Raw genomic sequence first — 18879 nt, 5'->3', positions numbered from 1 at the left:
CATGTCTGCAGAAGCACAAGCTCCAGAACAAGAAGCAGCCTTAGTTGAATCAGGCTCACTTCTGGATAGCATTCTTAACGAAACTCGTTTAAAGCCAAGTGATGAAGGTTTTGACGTTGCAAAACGCGGCGTAGAGGCGTTCATCAGTGAGCTACTAAGCAGCTCGAACACAGAGAAAGTAGACCAATCTTTGGTTGACCTAATGATCTCTGAAATCGATCAAAAACTGTCTAAGCAAGTTGATGCGATTCTTCACAACGAAGAGGTTCAAGCGATTGAGTCAACGTGGCGTGGTCTTAAGTACCTTGTTGATCACACTGACTTCCGTGAGAACATTCAAATTGAACTGATTTCTGCGAAGAAAGATGAAGTACTTGATGACTTCGAAGACGCTCCAGAAGTGGTGAAGTCTGGTCTTTACAAACAGATCTACACACGTGAATACGGTCAATTTGGTGGTAAACCAGTTGGTGCTGTTATCTGTGATTTCGCGATGTCAGCGTCTTCTCCAGATATTAAGTTGATGGAATACATGGCGAACGTGGGTGCAATGTCTCACGCACCTTTCATCACGTCTGCTTCGGCTAAGTTCTTTGGTCTAGATAGCTACGAAGAGCTACCAAACCTGAAAGACCTTAAGTCAGTATTCGAAGGCCCACAATATACTAAGTGGCGCGGTCTACGTGAACACGAAGATGCACGTTACCTAGGTCTATGTACGTCTCGCTTTATGCTACGTACGCCTTACTCAGTAGAAGATAACCCAATTAAGGCGTTTGACTACGATGAGCAAGTAACAGATGGCCATGATAACTACCTATGGGGTAACTCAGCGTACGCAATGGCTTCTAAGATCAGTGAGTCATTTGCTAAGTACCGTTGGTGTCCAAACATCATTGGTCCTCAAAGTGGTGGTGCAGTTCAAGACCTGCCGGTTTACAACTTTGAAGCAATGGGTCAAATTGAAACTAAGATCCCAACTGAGATCCTTGTTTCTGACCGTCGTGAGTACGAACTAGCAGAAGAGGGCTTTATTGCTCTAACCATGCGTAAAGGTTCTGACAACGCGGCATTCTTCTCTGCTAACTCTGTTCAAAAACCAAAAGTGTTTGCGAACACGCCAGAAGGCAAACAAGCAGAGATGAACTACAAGCTAGGTACTCAGCTTCCTTACATGTTCATCATCAACCGTCTGGCACACTACATTAAAGTGCTACAGCGTGAGCAAATCGGTTCTTGGAAAGAGCGTTCTGACCTAGAAATCGAACTGAACAAGTGGATCCGTCAATACGTTTCTGACCAGGAAAACCCGCCAGCGGAAGTTCGTGGTCGTCGTCCACTGCGTGCTGCTAAGGTTGAGGTATCAGACGTAGAAGGCGACCCAGGCTGGTACAAAGTATCAATGTCTGTTCGTCCTCACTTCAAGTACATGGGCGCAAGCTTCGACTTGTCTCTAGTGGGTAAACTAGACCAGTAACCCATTACTGAAACCATCAAGCAGCCAGTGAAGACTGGCTGCTTTTTTCGTAGGACCAAACATGGAAAAAGGTTATCGTCTTTTAGAGCGAATTGAGCTGGGTGAGCCAAAAAATTGCTACGAGAAAGTGGTGTCTCATAAGCATTTGATCGAATCCATACACTCTCACCTCGCTGACTTGCTGAATACCCACTCTGGTAATGCAATGATCGACAATGAATATGGCCTGCCAGATTTTAACGACGTGCTTTCCAATAACACGAACCTCGTTCGTCACATTCAACAAAACATCACATCAACCATAGAACGCTTTGAACCGCGGCTGCTGAATGTCGAGGTTCATTACCGTGAAGACCACCATAACCCATTACAACTCGGCTTTGGTATTCGCGGCGAAGTTTCCCATAACGGCGGTAAAGTCCCAATGTCGATCGATGTCTACATGGGAACCGACGGCCAATTTAACGTTTAGTAGGTGCCACTTGAGTAACAGTAAATACTTTCAAGATGAACTCACGTATTTGCGCGAGTCGGGTAGTGAGTTTGCCAAATATCATCCGAAGTTAACTCACTTTCTCTCTGAAGGAACCTTCGACCCAGACGTCGAGCGACTGCTGGAAGGTTTCGCTTTTCTGACTGGGCGTATTCGAGAGAAGATCGACGACGAACTGCCAGAACTGACGCAATCTCTGATGACTTTGCTGTGGCCGCATTACATGCGTTCAATTCCGTCTTTGTGCATCAGTGAGCTAAAACCGCATACCGGAAGTGTTACTGAGAAAACGGTGGTAAAACGTGGTGCAGAAATGGCCAGTGAGCAAGTCGAGGGCACGCAATGCCTTTTCCGCACTTGCTACGATGTGGACCTATACCCAATCACGATAACCAATATTGAACAAACCAACAGCCGCACCAGTTCAGCGATTGATGTAACCTTGTCGACGGAGCATGGTCTAGAGCTGTCTCGAATTGGTTTAGATACGTTGCGTTTGCACTTGCATGGTGAGATTCATATTACCCGCACGGTTTTCCTCTGGCTGTTCCGTTACTTGGATTACGTGGAGCTGGATGTCGGTGGCGGCTACAAACATCGCTTGGGGCCAGAATATGTTAAGCCGGTAGGGCATGAAGAAGACGAAGCACTGCTGCCTTATAGCAAAAACTCATTTGCAGGTTACCGCTTGCTGCAAGAGTTTTTCTCTTTGCCAGACAAGTTCATGTTCTTCGACATTAAAGGCTTAGAGTGGTTAAAAGGCATTCCTCAGCGCAGTACGGTGAAAGTGAAATTCTACTTTAAGCGCGCATTGCCTTCAGAAGTGGTACTTAAAGATAAACACTTAAGGCTACATTGCACGCCTGCTGTGAACTTATTTGAAAAAGATGGCGATCCAATTCGTTTGGAGCACCGTCGAAACGAATACAAAGTGCGCCCTCAAAGCAATACTCAAGAACACTATGAAGTGTACGGAATTGAGCAGGTGGAGAGTTGGAGCAAAGACGAGCGTCGCCGTAAACCATTAATCGAATTCGAATCGTTTGAGCACCAAATTAACCAGCGTGATAAGCGAGAGTTCTACAAATCAAAAGTCGGCGAGCGAGTAAGCGGAAGAGGGTTAGAGCGCTATATCTCGTTCCATACGCATAATGGTGATATTGCGGATTTAGGCACAGAAACCGTACTGATGAAACTGCAATGCAGCAACGCCGATCTGGCTGAGCGCCTTTCAGTGGGCGACATTACTTACGCGACCCACAAATCGCCGACGTATGCGACATTTAAAAACATCACCAAGCCGACACAATCGGTCAGCCCACAGGTGAACGGCGAGCTTCAGTGGCAGCTGATCGCCAATATGTCACTTAACTATTTGTCACTGGCGAACATTGATGTGTTGAAAGTGCTGCTCTCGACATACGACTTCCACTCTCGTGTCGACAGACAAGCTCACCGCGCGTCGATTCACCGACTCGATGGTATTGTTTCGTCTGAGATGAAACCGATTGACCGCGTGTTCCGTGGCGTATCTGTACGTGGTAACCAATTTAAGCTGGTGACCAATTCGAAGTTCTTCGTAAATGAAGGCGATATGTTCCTGATGGCAACCGTACTCAATGAATTCATCCGTTTGTATTCGAGTGTGAACTCCTTTACTGAATTGGAGGTGTTTGATGAAGCGACAGGTGAAGTGTACAACTGGGCAAGCCTGATTGGGCAGCAGACGATTCTATGATTACAACACTTACTGACAAGTCGTATGAGTTCAGCTTCTATCAAGCGGTATTGTTGCTTGAGAAGCACTACCAGCTAGAGCCAAATTCTAACTTTGTCGCGGTTGGTGAGAACAAGTACTTCCACCAAGAGCGCATAGAGTTTAGTGTCTCGCCGAGTCTGGCTTTTCCAAAGAGTGATATGGAATTTATCACTCACATGGAAAGAAATGGGCAACAGTATTCGCGCGTCGAGACGAACTTTTTAGGTTTACATGGCTCAAGTTCGCCATTGCCAGCGTCTTATACCGAGAAGCTTGCTGGACGTGATCCAGATGATAACCCGGTAAAAGACTTCTTTGACTTCTTCCACAATCGTTACACTAGCTTGCTGTACCGTGTTTGGAAGAAATACCGTTATCACGTGCAGTACCAAAGCGGTGCAAGTGACGCGTTCTCAGGGCGGATCCTGCATTTGGCAGGTCTGTCTGACGTCATGCAAGATTGCGATGTCGCGGAGTTAGACCGAGCAAAGATCCTCTCTTATGTTAACCAGCTGTCTACCCGTACACGCTCTCCTAAGCTGATTTCCGGTATTGTTTCCCATTACTTCTCGCTACCGAGTGTACGAATCGAAGAGTGGGTGTATCGACGAGTAGACATTGCAGAAAGCCAACGCAACAAGCTTAACCGTGCCAACTGTGTATTAGGGCAGACCTTACATTTGGGGCAAAGTATTGCGGATTTGAACGGCAAGTTTAACTTGTGCATCGACAACATTGATTTTGAGACGTTTAGGCAATTTTCCTACGATGGCGAGCTGCACAAGACGCTGGTGGGATTGATGCGTTTTATTCTACGTGACCCGATGTCTTGGGACCTTAAGCTAACGGTGAATCTCGATTCCATCCCAGAGAACCAGCTGGGTAATGGGGAAGGGAATCAGCTGGGTCAAACCTTTTGGCTTGGTAGCCCAGGTGAGAAAGATGCCAAGATACGTGTGATTGGTAGCATCTAGCTTTGGCTGCCAAGAGTACAAAAATTGAGATACAAAAAAGCCGCGATTGACTCGCGGCTTTTTAGTCTGAAAAGAATGTTCGGCGGGAACCTAAAAAAACTTATCGACTGATTGGTTGGTGGAGTACCACCGTTGTGTCGAGTTTCTGAATTCCGCTAAAAGATTCAATTTCATTACATAGGTGGTGAATAGACTGTAGGTCAGGTGCTTCGATGAGAGCAATAATGTCGAAGCTACCCCCCACAACGCTGGTCAGTCGTACCTCTGGAATCTCTTTAAGGGCGTTCGTTACTTCATTTTTCTTGCCCTTTTCACAAGAGATCAGCAGATAGCTGGCAGCTTTGCGACCCTCATTTTCAACACGGATCTGAGCAGTGTAGCCCTTGATGATCCCTGTCTTTTCCAACCTATTAATTCTTTCTGCAACAGCAGTACGAGACAAACCGATATTTCGTGATAGATTCGCAATCGACTCTCGTCCGTTAGATAACAGACTGGATAGTATTTTGCGGTCTAACTTGTCTAAGCCTTGTAAAGTCATGTTCGAAATCATGTGTTCTGCCTATTCTGGTTTTTATATTGTTATTAAATCGACTCAGGGAGTGTAAAGTTATACAGCTCAGCAAGAGTGAATGGGTTTTTCTGTGTCAAAGGAGTGATACGAAGGCTTAAGTCCCTCCCAGACACTTTTATGTCACTGACGAAGCTACCGTTATGAGTGTTTGTCAGGGTCGAATCACCTAGCAATCTGTATATCGCCCACTGACCACTCTTATTAAGAACGTGCTGCTTGCCCTCGTCTGTCACATCTTGGATCGTGATACTAATGTTGAAGTCACCGTTCTGCGGCGGCCACTCCATCTCACGAATTCGGCTCGGACCATGATAGTAGTTGATATCCGTGTCTGAAATTTTCAGAGTGGCTCGGATAGCACTGGAATCAAGGTCTAATACTTTCGCGCTGAACGGGATATAAACTCGGTTTGTGCTCTTGTTGATCAACGTATCGCGGATAACGTTGTAATTGCGCAATTGCACCAATAGGGCAGGCGAAAGAGGCATTGTCTCGCCATCCACCTGCTTTGGTGTCCACAAGTTTGTATCGTAGAACGGTGCGAAGTTCTTCTGAATAAACGTATCTAACAAACCACCTGATGCGAACAACAGCTCGAAGTCTTCAATTGAAATCTCTTCTGTCGCGTTCAGATCAAATGGGTATTTACCAAGCCCTAGCTCTTTAAACTTGGTGTAAATCTCGCTGTACCATTGGGTTTGAATGCCTTTTGCTGACTCAGCAATCATCACTGACCAGCTTTGCTGTACCACATCAAGTAACCAGCTACGCACTGGCTCTGGAGACTTCTGCGCGATCTGCTTCAGTTTGATAAGCGGATCCGCTTCTGTACTGTTCATGCGGTGTTGCGCTGCTGCAAGTGCGGCCATTTGTGGATCTGGCGCATCAGCGATGTCTTTCATGTAAGTACGAACACGGCTTAATGCTGCAATGGTTTCATCCCATGGAGTAGGGGAGTTAGGTGTCTCACTGACTTGAAGTTGGTTTAACAAGTGGAAGGCTTGCTCAACACGCTTCATCAGTAAGTAATCTGGCTGTACGGCTTCTTCTACTGCTTCTGAGGCCGCATCTGCAACTTCCGCTAGCTTAGGGTTTACATTGGCAATTAATGCATTCTTTTCACCAACCGGAGAAAACTGGGTGTTCGCGTACACTTGTTTTAATACAGTGGTCATTGGAGAAGACGGACCGGAAATCAGGTCGATTGCATTCGTTAAGTCGCCCACATTGCTGTAGTGCTGTACTTTCAGTTCACTCAGTGCATTACGCCAGTAGTTGATGTAGTCATCGGTGTATTTCTTACGTACCTGCGTCTTAAACGCATCCTGCTCTTGTTTCGTAGGGATCACGTGATTAGACAAGCCAAGAACCCAGTTGTCACTAATAACTTGCTGTGACATCAGGTCCACACGAGGGCGATAGAAAGTACTAAAGCCAGTGGACGTGTAGACTTTGTCAATCACTAAGCGGTTGTCGTCTAGCGGCTCGTTAAACACGTTGTTGAACTCAAAGCCAACGGCGCGTTGAAGATCTAGCGTGCCAAGGTCGATAGCATCGGCTTGATTCAAAATACCCGCATAAACAAGGTCGACGTTAGAGTTCGCCAGTAATGAACGGCGAGTGGCACGAACAATGTCCATATTGATATCAACAGGCGCAAACTGAGTACGGAAATAAGCGTCTAAATAGCGCATTGCCTGGTTTACTACATCCGGCTTATCGCTCAAATCATTAAGGGTTTGCAAGGTCTGGCGACGTAGGAACTGAATGTCACGCTTTGAGCGATCGTTCAGCATCAAGTAGCCTTTTAGCAATGGCAGTGTCGCGGCAACGTCATGTTGGTTGTGCGTCAACTCTAGACGGTAGCCTCTCTCAACAACGGGCATAAGCTGTTGTGCCACTTCTTTAAGCAGTGCTTCGTAAGCCAGGCGTGTGCTTTGGTCCAGGCGGCTAATGTTCAGCGGAAGTACTTCTTCATCTAGAGCTCGAGAGCCTTCTAACCATGCACTGTACGAAGGTTGAATAGCGCGAGTGGCGTTTACGAGAAGCTGATTGAAGCTTGCTTCTTGTTCAACCTGACCGTTGTCATCAATACCAAGCAATTGGTTAATCACACGCAAGTTACTGTCTAGTGTGGTAACAAAGAAGTAGGTACCGCCAGCTAACAAGATAACAGACGCTAACATGGCCAAATGACTTTGACGTTGGATTAAGCGTAAATACGTTTTGTTTTCACCCGCAAAGTCGCTCTCAGGCAAAATCTGAGAGTCAATCAGGAAGCGAGAGAAGTAAGGCGTTTCTGTCAGCTGTGTGTGCTCTGAAGCAATGATCGGCAAATTAAAGTAATTGCTGCAGCTTTTTGCTAACAGGTTGTACTTACGACCACCTTGTAAGCTAGAGCAGAAGAAGATCTCACGAATGTCGAGCGAGTAAGCACCGCTGTTCGCATCGCAAAGACGCTCAAGGACGTAACTGATTTCTGCTTGGCAAAGCTCGAACTGTTTCGGGAAGGACAGAATAGCTTGTTTTTCATCGATGTCCGTCGAATTTGCAGAAGCGTCCAGAGCATTGCTTTCCAGTACTTTCACCAGATTACGATAACCATCTCGGTAGTACTCAGTGATGACGCCTTTCGCTTCTTTAAGAGGAATAGAAAGGAATTCCACACGAGTTTTCAGAGAACTGAAATGTACGTACTCCTTGAAACCGTCCAACTTATCAAGCTTAGACATCATCAAATAAACCGGTAGTGCCGATGATGTTTTTTCGCTAATAGAGCTTAGGCGCTGCAATAGTGCGGTAATGGTGTAATCTTTTTGCTCTGGTTCTGAGACGATCATGAACTCAAAGTCAGTAAAAAATAAACAGCCAGAAAACGGTTTTCTTGGACGGTGACGAATAACTTCATCAACAAACGTGTTCCACAATGAAGCATCGCTACTGGATACTTCTTGGAATACGAGGCGTTGGTCTGGTTTTACATAAACCGCACCGTCAGATTCATACCATTCAAAGAAATCGTTTTTTGCAGTGCGAGAACGATCCATTGGTTTAATTGCGCTTGAATTAAACAAAAATTGACGTCGGCCAGACCCTTTATTACCAATCATTAGATAGATTGGTTTCTTCCCTGAATGAGAAAGAAGAGGGCGGATAACCATAGAAAGGGCTTCTTCCTCGGTTTCCAAACGTTGAGCTTTCGAGTTGTTCTTTTTCTTAAACCATAGTGACAACTGGAATATAAGATAAAACGCAGAAATGACGCCAAGGCCAATCCATAGATATAGCTTATCTGCATCTTCAAGTAAGAATAAATACACTGCTGCAAATATCGCGGCTAATAGCAAAGCCACTATGGTAGAAACCACGATCGGGTTTCTTAGTATTTTTTGTTTGAACATAAGCCTATAATTTCTGTACTTGTATTGTTATTTATTGTCGTTTGTTGCAGCTTGCAACTGGTTAATCTTATATAGGTAGGTGTTCAGTAAAAGGAGGGAGCGTTCAATTTCCTTTTGCTGCGCATTCTTTTCTGCGTACTCAATCCGCCCAAGAAGTGGGAACAGCGAATTGCTGTATTCATACGCTTTCTTCGAGTCCTTGTCGGTGTTCTGTTTCGCTACGTTGGCAAATACCGTCCTAGCATAGGCAAAGCGTTTGTATATGACATCGAATTCATTTTCGAAACGAGAACGTTGGTCTAAAAAATTCTCTCGAAGTTGCTGAGCAGATGATGAATCCGGGTAGATCTCCGTCAATTCACTAGTAAGCTCATCAATGGTATTCACTTCGCTGACTTTCACGGGGTCGATTGCCCAATCGGTCATTAATGTATCAAGGCGTTCGACCGTCGCAGAACGTAAAGCGATGCGGTGTTCTTTGTTCTCAACGCTCAATGAATCGACGATTGTTGCTAGCTGTGTTAGTGACGAGTGTTCAATGTCATCTTTCAGAGTCTGGTATTTGTGCTGCTTGTAAACAAAGTGGGAAGCAAATGCGACGACAAGCAATCCAATAACAGAAAATACAACCGCGCGGCTGGACTTAGGCGCTTCTTTTACTTGCGGCTGAGGCGTCGGCTTGGTTTCTGTTTTAGGTGGCGGCGCAATATTGACTTGGATGCCAGCCGGATTCGTTGGTGTTTCTGGCTTCGCTTGTTTGACTTCTAATGCTTTGGCTTCCTTTGCTTTTGTTTCTTTAATCTCTTCAATCCATTGGTTCAATATACGACGAATGCGACCGAATGATGGCGCTTTAATCCCATAATGTAGGCGCAGTTCTTCTTCGATGCGTAAACACAGTTGATGCGCCGCTTCAATAAGCGGGAGCTCTTCTGGTAAGGCTCGATGCTTTTTAATTCGCTTCTCAGTGTATTCGACCATCCACTCGATGGCACTGATACGTGCATTGGCCTTCGCGTGCTCTGGGTAGGCGGTGTACCAATACACAACACATAAGTCGAGCAGTGAGTTCAAGCCTTCAACCAAGCCTTTCAAGCCATCGTTGTGCGTAGCCGCCACGGTAAAGTAGCAACTACAACGAAAATCTTTCCCCTGAGTACTAAGAATTTTCTTAGAAAGTGTTTGAATCGTTTTCCATGATACTCGACCAGTCACTTTATTCAGGTTATTTATTTGGCGCTTAATTTCGTCAAAATCATCTAAGCCATTAGGGTTTGAGCCGCTTGGATTACTTTCATCGATCGGCCTTCTAGCGAAGTCGCTGAAAAACATATTTTCCAATTCCAACTGATTATATGAAAGGTAGTCAGCCGACTTTTTAATTATAAAGACGGGACTATCATCTTTTTTTTGATGGATTTTATAGGCAAAAGAAAGAAATAGAATAATAAATAATATCTAAATCAATATAATTTGACTTAGTGTGACATTCGTTCACAAAATTGAAGGTTTATGCTGATTTTTTTGGCATTACACAAAGTGATGTGTATTCCAATAATTGAGACAAAGTTGCTTGTTAATACATTTTTAATATTTATGTCAGTTATGATTTCATCTAATAGTTTGAAGTGAGTTCAGATTATTAAAATTAAGATTACCTTGATTAGTTCCCACTTGAATAGTTTTTGTTAATGAAAGTTTGCAGTTTGTTTTCATGATGCGAATGTATGCGTTTCTAATTAAGTTGAGTCTAATTTAGGAGGTGTGATTAATTTTCTGTTTTTTTGATGGAATAGAGTCAACCGTTTAAATGAATATAACGCTAGTTAAATTGCTTTTATTTGTAGGTGAATTGCCTTATTTGATGGCGCTATTTTTTACCATATTGAAAAAGAAAAGAGACTTGATATCTTTCGCCCCTGAATATTATTACAAGGTTTTCCAAGAGGGACGAAATGCTAAAACCAAGTCAAGTTGGGCTAATCTCAGCCATGTGCCTATTTTCTACTTTTGCGGTTGCTAAAGGGGAACGATACGGCGGCTCAGTCAATATGCTAACGATTGAAAGTATTGACTATGACGAAGGTTCTAGTGGTGACGTAGATACCTTGCGATACGGACTTGTACACACTCGCCCTATTGATGAGAACAACAATCGCTGGCGCTGGTGGCTTGGCTTGAACTACCTTGCAGAAGATGTTGATGCACCTTCAAATGGCGTTTATCAAGAAGTGACTAACTACGAGTTCCGTGTCGTTCCTCAATACGCATTGAGCTCTTGGAGCATCTTTACTCCTTACATCGGTGCTGGTTTGTCATTAGGTTACTCTCAATACTCCAACCGCTGGAAGGTAGACCCAGACGGCTTTCGTTACGAAGCGATTGAAGATATCGACCAGTTTGAACTTGGTGCGGTAGTCACGCTTGGTACTGCAATCAAACTTGGCAGTAATCCAGATGCACATATCCAAATCATCCCACAAGCTTCCTACATTCTTCCTGTAGTAAATGATGGAATTGGTGGGTTAGAGCTGTCTGTTTCTCTATTATTTTAAGGTTTAGCAATGCAAACACATCAGCTAGTCCTATTCATTTCAAAGTGCCCGGAGGAATATACGGGCGCGAAGCATGTTGAAATGCCAGAAGGTGGTGGTTCAGTCGGTCGAGCACCGAGCTGTACACTACCTTTAACTGATCATAACCGTTTCATCTCTGGCACACATTGTCTGATCAGCGTATACGGAGACACTTACTACATCAGCGATGTGTCGACCAACGGCACAATGGTGAATGGCAACAAAATACTTAAGAACCAACCTGTGTCCATTGTTGATGGCGATGTGATTTCTCTGGGTCAATACGAAATTGGTGTCTCGCTAGAGCATGTCACAGCAGCGCAAGATATTGCTTCTGACATTGCGCCAGAACGTGTATCGAATGATCCACTCGTCAATCTCGGTGAGGCGGTTGTAGAAGAGGAAGAAAAAGTCGGTGCATTAGAAGACTTGTTCATGGAGACCAAGCAAGATGATGTCAATACTGACGATCCTATTGCTCATCTAAAGTTTTCGATGCAGCGTGAAGACGACCATCTTATCCGCGATGTCGAAAAGCCAGAGCCTGCAAAGGCTAAGCCAGTCGAAAACACGCGACAAGTCGTTGATGACAGCTTCAGCATCCATTCTGAATTCGATATTCCAAACTTAATCCCGGAAGATTGGTTGGGAGGCACTGCCACGAGTAAAGCATCTGTCGAACCCGTGGCAGAACAAACTAAGCAAGCGGCGTTCATTCCAGAAGATTTTGCGCAAACGGAAGCCGTTCCACCTCAAACTAGTAGGGTGGAACCAGAGGTTACCCAGCCTCAACAGCCTCAATATCAAGCACCACTTGATCACGTGACATCAAATGTTGCTCAAAGAGCAGAGCCTGTTGGTCAGAAATGGGAAGAGGTAACGCAAGCTTTTATTCCATCAGCACAACCTACTCAGCCAGAAACGAAAGCGACAGAGAACCAAGTCGGCTTTGTAAGCAATGATTCACTAGGAGCCGAGAGCGCTACGCATTCTTCCGATATCGGTAAGGCATTTTATGAAGGTTTGGGTATTAGCAACCCAGATCTGATCAGCAACGAAGCTCTGTTGTTTAAACAGATGGGTACATGTCTTCGTTTATGTATCGATAACCTGCAAAAAGACCTGCATGAAGTTGAGTCACTCAAAGGTGAACAGGGTTTAAGTGAAGCGGATTCAAACTTAGCGGAGCTGATGCTGACGCTAAATAGCCAGAACTTGCTGTCTCCGAATGAATTGGTGGAGCAAATGTTGGATGAGCTCAACGATCATCAAATTATTTTTAGCAAGGCTCTCAATGAGTTGCTGATTGAACAATCAGAGACGAATGACCCTGTCACGTTTGCAAACGACGTTGCAAGTAAATCCATGTTCACCACCAAATCAAAGCTATGGGGTGAGTATCTTGAGTTTTACGCCAATAACCGTCGCCAAATGAATGAGACATCATTGAAAGGCTTGATCAAGAAAAACTACACCAAAGCGATTAAGGGAAGTCATGCGTAGTATAGCTATATTACTCGGATGCGCTTTGCTATCCGGTTGTTCCATGTGGGGGCAATTTAAAGAATCAACAGGCATTACGCCAGAAACGTCCTCAATCGAATTAGTGATTGAGGCGTCTTCGGTTTTGAATGTTCGTGAAGGTGGGCAATCCTCTCCGGTTATTTTGCGAGTTCATGAGCTGACATCACCCGTGTTGTTTCGCAGCTTAGACTTCTTCGCTTTGTTTGAGAACGATAAAGCATCACTGGGTGATGAATACCTCAAACGTTATGAATACCAAATGCAGCCTGGTGAAAAGATCCACGAATTCTTGGAGCTTGATCCAGCAACCCGTGCGGTTGGATTCTCAGTCGCGTTTCGCGATATCGACGGCTCTTCTTGGCGTAAAGTCGAAGTGATTGAAGAGAAGAGCGAGTACTACATAAAACTCAAGTTAGAAGGCAGTGAGTTAATTTCTGACAACACTCGCGGCATTGAACAAGTTTACTTTTAAGGAATAAAAGCATGTCTTTATACAATCCAGTTGTTTGGCAAGATGGAATGTTCATGAAGCCGCAGCACTTTCAGCAACTCGATCGTTCGCAAAGTAAACTGTCGAGCATGTTGAGCGCAAATGCATCACCTTTGCATTGGGGCATCAAGCGTTTAGAGATTAACTCGCAACTGCTGGCGTTGGGCAAAATTGGTATCACTCGTGCTGAAGGTATTCTTCAAGACAGAACGCCATTCGAGTTGCCGCTGCTGGCTGAACTTCCAGAAGTGAAAGACGTTGATCCTTCGATTGCTGACAAGGTGGTTTACCTTTGTTGTCCGCTACCTTCTGAGCGCTCTGAGCTATTCGGCACTAAGAAAGACGGCGCACGTTACACGATGGAATCTCAAGAGGCGGTTGACGCTTGTTATGATTCGGAAGACATGGCGAACATCGTAGTGGGTAAGCTCAACTTCTGTTTGATGTATGATCATGAAGATAAGAGTGCTTACACATCGATTCCAATTCTAAAGATCTCAGAAGTAAAGCCAGACGGCAGTGTTATCTTGGATGAAAGCTTTATTCCGACTTGCATCGATATTCACGCTTCAACCGTTCTGAACAAGTTCGCCACCGAATTCGCATCTATGCTGAAACACCGTGCAGAATCTATCGTTCAGCGCTTAGGCGTGGTTGACCAGCAAGGCGTATCTTCAGTTTCTGATTTCATGCTGCTACAAGCCCTAAACCGATACGAGCCGCTATTCTGGCACTTTGCAAGCGCTGAAGGGGTTCATCCTGAGTCGTTTTATCGCATTCTTCTTCAGGCGGAAGGTGAGCTTTCGACTTTGTGTTCAGCGTCTCGTCGTCCAGTCGAGTTCACCAAATACAACCATGGCGACCTAACCAGCTGTCTATCGCGTACATTGGATAGTGCGAAGATGACACTAAGTGTGATGTCTGAGCAACGTGCAATCCCACTGACGTTGAGAGACCAAAACTATGGTATTAGAACGGCAGCGATTCCAGACAGCAAGATCATCGATACCACAACCTTTATTCTTGCGGTTAAAGCTGATGTTACTTTGGATGTTCTACATACTCAGTTTGTTAGCCAAACGAAGATCGGTTCTATCGATAACATTCGTGACTTGATTAACCTTCAACTGCCGGGCATCGAGATTAAACCAATGCCAGTCGTACCTCGTGCATTGCCTTACCACGCAGGTTACACCTACTTCGAACTGGATAAGACAGGCGAAGAGTGGGCGGCACTGAAAAACACGGCTGCGATTGCGGTTCACGTAGCGGGTGACTTTGCTAACTTGTCGTTGCAACTATGGGCTGTTCGTCTATGAGTTATGCAGAAACTGACGTCACCGTAGTCTTATTCCAACCAGAGCCTGGCAAACCGATGGAGGTGATGCCAGCGCCTGACTTATCTCGTAACATCGCGGTACAAGACTTAAACATTGAAAACATGGGCATCAACCCGTTGGTCGACCAGTTTTCATGGTTGATCGCCAGCTTGTCTTGTATGTCTTCGATTCCTTGGCTTGATGACCCAATGCCGTTTCGTGAACAAGTGGCTCGCGAGATAAGAAAAGGTGAACGTAAGCTCAATGAAATGGAATTGGATCGCGCATCCATTTTGGTCATCCGATACTGTTTGTGTGCTGCGATTGATGAATCGGTTTGTCGACAAGAGTGGGGCGCTAATAGCCATTGGAGCCAGAACAGTTTACTGTCAGAGTTCCACAATGAAACATCTGGCGGTGATAAGTTCTTCGTCATTCTCGAGCGTTTAAAAGCAGACCCGCGCAAATACCGTCACGTCATCGAGTTTCTCTATTTGCTGCTTCAACTTGGCTTTCAGGGAAAGTACGGCCGTGAAGAGCGCGGTAACGAAAAGCTCGCAGAAATCGGCAATACCATTTATCGCTTAGTGCGTGACGAACGTTTGGCGGAGCAAGAGAAAGTCTCTCTGGTTAACCTTAAGGCCAAATACCTTAAAAAACCGTTAAAAAGGGTGATTTCACCCAAGCTGATTTTAGGCGTCAGTGCGATTACCTTCGCAATCATGTATGCCGCGACTTACATCGTAATAGATTTAAAGTTTCAGCAATTGCTTGAAGTGTATCGATAAACAGAAGATCTCGAAATGAGATCTTCTGCCAGTTTTAAGCTTTATCGTGAATGTCACTAGCGGTTTAGTGAAATTCACTAGTCATTTAGAGAGATTGCAATATGCGATCTCTTTTATTATTCAATCAACAAAATTCAAATGGATTGGTTATGGGCGTAACAGTTGGTGCAAATGGACTTTCGGTAGTTCATAAAGGCTCAGGTGGTGAAGCGAATGCAACGCTCCCAGATGTTTGTTTAACGAAGGTCGGTAAGCCGATCGTTCCTATCCCTTATGGCAACAATGCTAAATCAGCAGATCTTGCTGGTGGCACAACGACTATCTCTATGGATGGTGGCAACAGTGTTGCAATCAAAGGCAGTACATTCTCAAAAAGTACTGGTGATGCAGGCGGCGACAAAAAAGGCGTTGCATCTGGCACCATAGAAGCCGAAGCAAAATTCATCTCAGCCTCACCAACGGTTAAGTTTGAAGGCAAGGGTGTATGTCGATTGTCCGATCAAATGACCATGAACAAAGCCAACACCATGTGTCTCGGTGGCGCACAAAATCCATCGGTCTCTGTTACGGAAGATCAGGAAGGGACGTATACGGTTGACTTGTACCTCTCTTACTCAGATGGTGAACCCGTTCAAGGCGCAACTTACACTCTCACAGATCAATCTGGCGCCGTATTTGAAGGAACATTAGACAACAATGGTAAAGCTTCGGTCGGTGGCGTTGCTCCGGGTGAGTTTGCCATAGAGTACGGTGAGGACAGTCGCGACTTTATGCCGAATGTTCCAACTAAGACCAATCCGAACTTTAATCCTAGTGCTAACGCTCAACTGATCATTGAAGAAACAAAGAAAGGCGAGGTTGGCTTCTGGGAAAATGCTTGGACTCGAATGTCTGGTGCCGCCAGTTGGATTTGGGGCGTGATTCTTGGTGATTTCAACGATGATGCTTCCGTTGAGCAGATCATCGCCAATACGGCGCTGACGATGATTCCTGTTGTAGACCAAGCCGCTGACGTGCGCGATTTATCTGCGAACGTTATGACTTTGTTGAGTGAAGAAGAGCGTGATAAGCCCGAAAACTGGTTAGCGCTTTCACTTACCCTTGTCGGCTGCGTTCCTACATTTGGTAGTGCAGTCAAAGGTACGTGTAAAGTTGCGCTAAAAGGCGGCAAAGGAACATCAAAAGATACTTTGCTGGCCGTTTTAAGAGGCATGGGTAAAGGCGATCCAGAAAAATTCTTGCGTACATTAGATTGGATGGATTACGCCAAGCAAACCAGCCAAATTGTTAGTGATGTTCTAAAACCTTGTATTGAAGTGGCAACTGAGCTGGCTTCATACGCAAACAGAATGGGCGCAGATGAGCTCGGCGCGTATTTCTTGAAGTTAGCGGATGAGGTAAAAATCATCGATAAGATGGTGCCGGACAAACTAAAAGAAGCGATGGGCGAGTTTGATAAGCTTTTTGCTCGAATCTTAGGTAAGGGCGAGAAAACGTACCCAGCAAAAGTAAAACATAATACCGGTGAGTCTGCTCAGTCAGGAAAGAACTCTGCGAAGGCGAATGAGAAAAAGGAAATGAAACCTGGTCGTTGTGAAATATGTAATAAAGAGATTGGAAAACTGAAAACACAATGTATTGGTCATAAATTTATAAAGGCATAGATTATGGGAAAATGGAATACGCTGACTAAATCAAATCTGGAAAGACACGCAGGTCGATCTCCCAAGGGATTTTCAGAATTTAGTAGTAACTGGGCTCCAATATGCGAAATGTTTGGTAATAAAGTTCACAAACACCCTTGGATTACAAACTCAACGAATAAAGATTTACCTGTGAGGATATTGACCCCTCATCACATAATATCAATTTCGTCACTAGACTTTATCAACAAAACGTATAGGAAGATACTTCGTGAATCATGCTATAACGTTAACCATCCCAAGAATCTTTTATTAATACCCAGTAAAGATACACTTGCGTGTGAACTTAGGGTCCCACATCACACAACTAACCACGCTTCTTGGTCTACGGTTGATAACCTAATCCCTTCCAAGAATATCGACAAAATCATTACTGAAAATTCGAGCAAAGAAATATCTAAAGGTTATCATTTCATGGTTTGTGGAAAAGTAAGGAAGGAAATAAAGAAAATTGTTAAAAAATGTAAGAATTACAAATGTCAAGAAATTGTAGATAGAATGGATGATTTGTCAAAAATAATTAATTTTGATATCACTATTGGAAAATTAAAAGTATCGCCAAATGGAGATAACTTCCTTCCAAAGGGGGATGGTTGTGCTTCTGTAAACTGTAATAGAAATCATAATTTTTATAAAGATCCCCTTCAAACAAGAATGTCAGGAATGATTTCTGGTAGATTAAAAACTTCATACGAAATATATAAGTAAATTAGGATAACTTATGATTGAGCAACGTCGGAAATTTTTTGAAGTAACTGAAAACTATGCCACTAGTGAATTTCATTTTTTAGAAACAGATATTAGGACATTCGAAGTAGCATATGATGTTATTACATCCTATGCTAATGATTTGCTTATTCTTTCTACTGAAAAAATATTAGAAGAAAATTTGAAAAAAGTATATCGCTATGCCGATGGCTTTTTATTAGATGCTACCATTGCTAATAAAATATCGTCAATGGATTGTTACAATATATCATTAATTAAGACTATATTAACTGATGGAGATGTTGAAATTAAATCTTATTATTATCTCAAGATATTATCTGTAAAACAATGTATTAACTTGAGTGAGTCTGAATACTATAAGTCTGGTGATATTATATCCTATAATAAGATATCTATACTATCTAGTGAAATTAGTGTAAAAGATAGAATATTTTTTATTGATGATGAATACTCTATCTTAATGGATGAACAGCTGATGTCTACCTTTGAAGAAAGTGACATAGTATCCCAGGAAGTTAATATTACATAGTCATTTCTTCTATGCTCAACTTTGAGGTTAATTCAATGATCGCGTCGACTTCTATTGATTCTGCCAATGAAGGGCAATCTGAGTTAGTAAAAGAACCTATTACTGCATATGAATAGTTTCCTTCTTCCTGGCAATAAAAAAATTCGTTTACATCAAGAGTTATCTGATCGTTAAGACCGAATTCAATTGTGAATATAGCATTGATATATATATAGTTATCTGCTTCCTTTACATTGCAATCGACAATGTTGAATAGATCTGCGATATAACCATGAATCATGTCCGATGAGTAGTACTCAGAAACATCATTGCTAGTCGAGGTTAACTTTAAATAAGGTGATACAGTGTGATCATTGACTACCAAATCTAGGAATTTACCATCAAAAGAGTAGCTACTAACAGAGCTTTTTGGTAATTTTGCTGAAAAGGTAAATTTTAAACACTTAACTCCGATCATATGAGCTTCCTTAAACAATATACGATTAATAAGTAGTATTATAGTTACATGTAAGTCGTAGATAAACAGAAAATTCGCCTAAAAAT

At 43.6% G+C, this 18879-nt stretch carries 16 protein-coding genes; 12 read left to right on the top strand and 4 right to left on the bottom strand.

Annotation, left to right across the window (positions count from 1 at the left end; genetic code table 11):
• Position 1 precedes the first annotated feature (1 nt).
• The 4 genes from tssC (at position 2) to tssG (ending at position 4703) form a co-directional block, all read left to right on the top strand.
• The gene (gene tssC / locus KIO97_RS19960; protein ID WP_045372234.1) at positions 2 to 1477 is read left to right on the top strand and encodes a type VI secretion system contractile sheath large subunit; all 1476 of its coding nucleotides are present in this window, start codon (positions 2 to 4) and stop codon (positions 1475 to 1477) included.
• A 61-nt stretch (positions 1478 to 1538) separates the two neighbouring features.
• A complete protein-coding gene (tssE, locus tag KIO97_RS19955; RefSeq protein WP_005532467.1) occupies positions 1539 to 1949 on the top strand; it encodes a type VI secretion system baseplate subunit TssE in 411 nt (136 codons plus the stop codon).
• Between the two features lie 10 nt (positions 1950 to 1959).
• Positions 1960 to 3708, top strand: coding sequence for a type VI secretion system baseplate subunit TssF (gene tssF, locus KIO97_RS19950; RefSeq protein ID WP_005426835.1), 1749 nt, complete (start codon positions 1960 to 1962; stop codon positions 3706 to 3708).
• Positions 3705 to 4703, top strand: a complete 999-nt coding sequence (gene tssG, locus KIO97_RS19945) for a type VI secretion system baseplate subunit TssG (RefSeq protein WP_038892734.1) — start codon at positions 3705 to 3707, stop codon at positions 4701 to 4703. The genes tssF and tssG overlap by 4 nt, the downstream gene beginning before the upstream one ends.
• Before the next feature lie 100 nt (positions 4704 to 4803).
• On the opposite strand, the gene KIO97_RS19940 is transcribed toward tssG, so the two are convergent.
• The 3 genes from KIO97_RS19940 to KIO97_RS19930 are packed head-to-tail and all read right to left on the bottom strand — an operon-like array spanning position 4804 to position 10010.
• Complete coding sequence (locus KIO97_RS19940; protein ID WP_005427005.1) at positions 4804 to 5256, bottom strand: Lrp/AsnC family transcriptional regulator; 453 nt, start codon at positions 5254 to 5256, stop codon at positions 4804 to 4806.
• A 32-nt stretch (positions 5257 to 5288) separates the two neighbouring features.
• Positions 5289 to 8678 (bottom strand): type VI secretion system membrane subunit TssM, encoded by a 3390-nt coding sequence (tssM, locus tag KIO97_RS19935; protein ID WP_285383781.1) that lies wholly within the window; start codon positions 8676 to 8678, stop codon positions 5289 to 5291.
• A 27-nt stretch (positions 8679 to 8705) separates the two neighbouring features.
• Entirely contained in the window at positions 8706 to 10010 is a 1305-nt protein-coding gene (locus KIO97_RS19930) for a type VI secretion system ImpA family N-terminal domain-containing protein (RefSeq protein WP_045372228.1), read from the bottom strand.
• A gap of 623 nt (positions 10011 to 10633) precedes the next feature.
• On the opposite strand from KIO97_RS19930, the gene KIO97_RS19925 reads away from it, so the two are divergent.
• From KIO97_RS19925 to KIO97_RS19890, 8 genes are all read left to right on the top strand, one after another.
• Positions 10634 to 11233 (top strand): hypothetical protein, encoded by a 600-nt coding sequence (locus tag KIO97_RS19925; protein WP_005426726.1) that lies wholly within the window; start codon positions 10634 to 10636, stop codon positions 11231 to 11233.
• Positions 11234 to 11242: 9 nt separating this feature from the next.
• Positions 11243 to 12757, top strand: a complete 1515-nt coding sequence (locus KIO97_RS19920; protein ID WP_285383780.1) for a type VI secretion system-associated FHA domain protein — start codon at positions 11243 to 11245, stop codon at positions 12755 to 12757.
• A complete protein-coding gene (tssJ, locus tag KIO97_RS19915; protein WP_285383779.1) occupies positions 12750 to 13250 on the top strand; it encodes a type VI secretion system lipoprotein TssJ in 501 nt (166 codons plus the stop codon). The genes KIO97_RS19920 and tssJ overlap by 8 nt, the downstream gene beginning before the upstream one ends.
• A gap of 11 nt (positions 13251 to 13261) precedes the next feature.
• Entirely contained in the window at positions 13262 to 14587 is a 1326-nt protein-coding gene (gene tssK / locus KIO97_RS19910) for a type VI secretion system baseplate subunit TssK (protein ID WP_005426887.1), read from the top strand.
• The gene (icmH, locus tag KIO97_RS19905; protein WP_005495177.1) at positions 14584 to 15375 is read left to right on the top strand and encodes a type IVB secretion system protein IcmH/DotU; all 792 of its coding nucleotides are present in this window, start codon (positions 14584 to 14586) and stop codon (positions 15373 to 15375) included. The genes tssK and icmH overlap by 4 nt, the downstream gene beginning before the upstream one ends.
• Positions 15376 to 15524: 149 nt before the next feature.
• Positions 15525 to 17039, top strand: a complete 1515-nt coding sequence (locus tag KIO97_RS19900; protein WP_285383778.1) for a PAAR-like domain-containing protein — start codon at positions 15525 to 15527, stop codon at positions 17037 to 17039.
• Positions 17040 to 17042: 3 nt separating this feature from the next.
• Complete coding sequence (locus KIO97_RS19895; protein ID WP_285383777.1) at positions 17043 to 17786, top strand: AHH domain-containing protein; 744 nt, start codon at positions 17043 to 17045, stop codon at positions 17784 to 17786.
• Between the two features lie 13 nt (positions 17787 to 17799).
• Positions 17800 to 18336: a hypothetical protein gene (locus KIO97_RS19890; RefSeq protein ID WP_285383776.1), complete on the top strand. Its 537-nt coding sequence runs from the start codon at positions 17800 to 17802 to the stop codon at positions 18334 to 18336.
• Here the strand turns inward: KIO97_RS19890 and KIO97_RS19885 are convergent.
• On the bottom strand, positions 18329 to 18793 hold the full coding sequence (locus tag KIO97_RS19885; RefSeq protein WP_285383775.1) for a hypothetical protein: 465 nt from the start codon (positions 18791 to 18793) through the stop codon (positions 18329 to 18331). The two genes, KIO97_RS19890 and KIO97_RS19885, sit on opposite strands and share 8 nt — an antisense overlap.
• Positions 18794 to 18879 lie beyond the last annotated feature (86 nt).

Source organism: Vibrio sp. B181a, from assembly GCF_030248375.1.
GTDB classification, from domain to species: Bacteria; Pseudomonadota; Gammaproteobacteria; order Enterobacterales; family Vibrionaceae; genus Vibrio; species Vibrio campbellii.
The sequence above is the reverse complement of the archived record's forward strand: the minus strand, read 5'-3'. Positions and strand labels throughout refer to the sequence as shown.

Excerpts from the sequence above, each read along its gene's own strand:
- tssC (WP_045372234.1), top strand. The coding sequence starts at position 2 with ATGTCTGCAGAAGCACAAGCTCCAGAACAAGAAGCAGCCTTAGTTGAA.
- tssE (WP_005532467.1), top strand. The coding sequence starts at position 1,539 with ATGGAAAAAGGTTATCGTCTTTTAGAGCGAATTGAGCTGGGTGAGCCA.
- tssG (WP_038892734.1), top strand. The coding sequence starts at position 3,705 with ATGATTACAACACTTACTGACAAGTCGTATGAGTTCAGCTTCTATCAA.
- KIO97_RS19940 (WP_005427005.1), bottom strand. The coding sequence starts at position 5,256 with ATGATTTCGAACATGACTTTACAAGGCTTAGACAAGTTAGACCGCAAA.
- tssM (WP_285383781.1), bottom strand. The coding sequence starts at position 8,678 with ATGTTCAAACAAAAAATACTAAGAAACCCGATCGTGGTTTCTACCATA.
- KIO97_RS19930 (WP_045372228.1), bottom strand. The coding sequence starts at position 10,010 with ATGTTTTTCAGCGACTTCGCTAGAAGGCCGATCGATGAAAGTAATCCA.
- KIO97_RS19925 (WP_005426726.1), top strand. The coding sequence starts at position 10,634 with ATGCTAAAACCAAGTCAAGTTGGGCTAATCTCAGCCATGTGCCTATTT.
- KIO97_RS19920 (WP_285383780.1), top strand. The coding sequence starts at position 11,243 with ATGCAAACACATCAGCTAGTCCTATTCATTTCAAAGTGCCCGGAGGAA.
- tssJ (WP_285383779.1), top strand. The coding sequence starts at position 12,750 with ATGCGTAGTATAGCTATATTACTCGGATGCGCTTTGCTATCCGGTTGT.
- tssK (WP_005426887.1), top strand. The coding sequence starts at position 13,262 with ATGTCTTTATACAATCCAGTTGTTTGGCAAGATGGAATGTTCATGAAG.
- icmH (WP_005495177.1), top strand. The coding sequence starts at position 14,584 with ATGAGTTATGCAGAAACTGACGTCACCGTAGTCTTATTCCAACCAGAG.
- KIO97_RS19900 (WP_285383778.1), top strand. The coding sequence starts at position 15,525 with ATGGGCGTAACAGTTGGTGCAAATGGACTTTCGGTAGTTCATAAAGGC.
- KIO97_RS19895 (WP_285383777.1), top strand. The coding sequence starts at position 17,043 with ATGGGAAAATGGAATACGCTGACTAAATCAAATCTGGAAAGACACGCA.
- KIO97_RS19890 (WP_285383776.1), top strand. The coding sequence starts at position 17,800 with ATGATTGAGCAACGTCGGAAATTTTTTGAAGTAACTGAAAACTATGCC.
- KIO97_RS19885 (WP_285383775.1), bottom strand. The coding sequence starts at position 18,793 with ATGATCGGAGTTAAGTGTTTAAAATTTACCTTTTCAGCAAAATTACCA.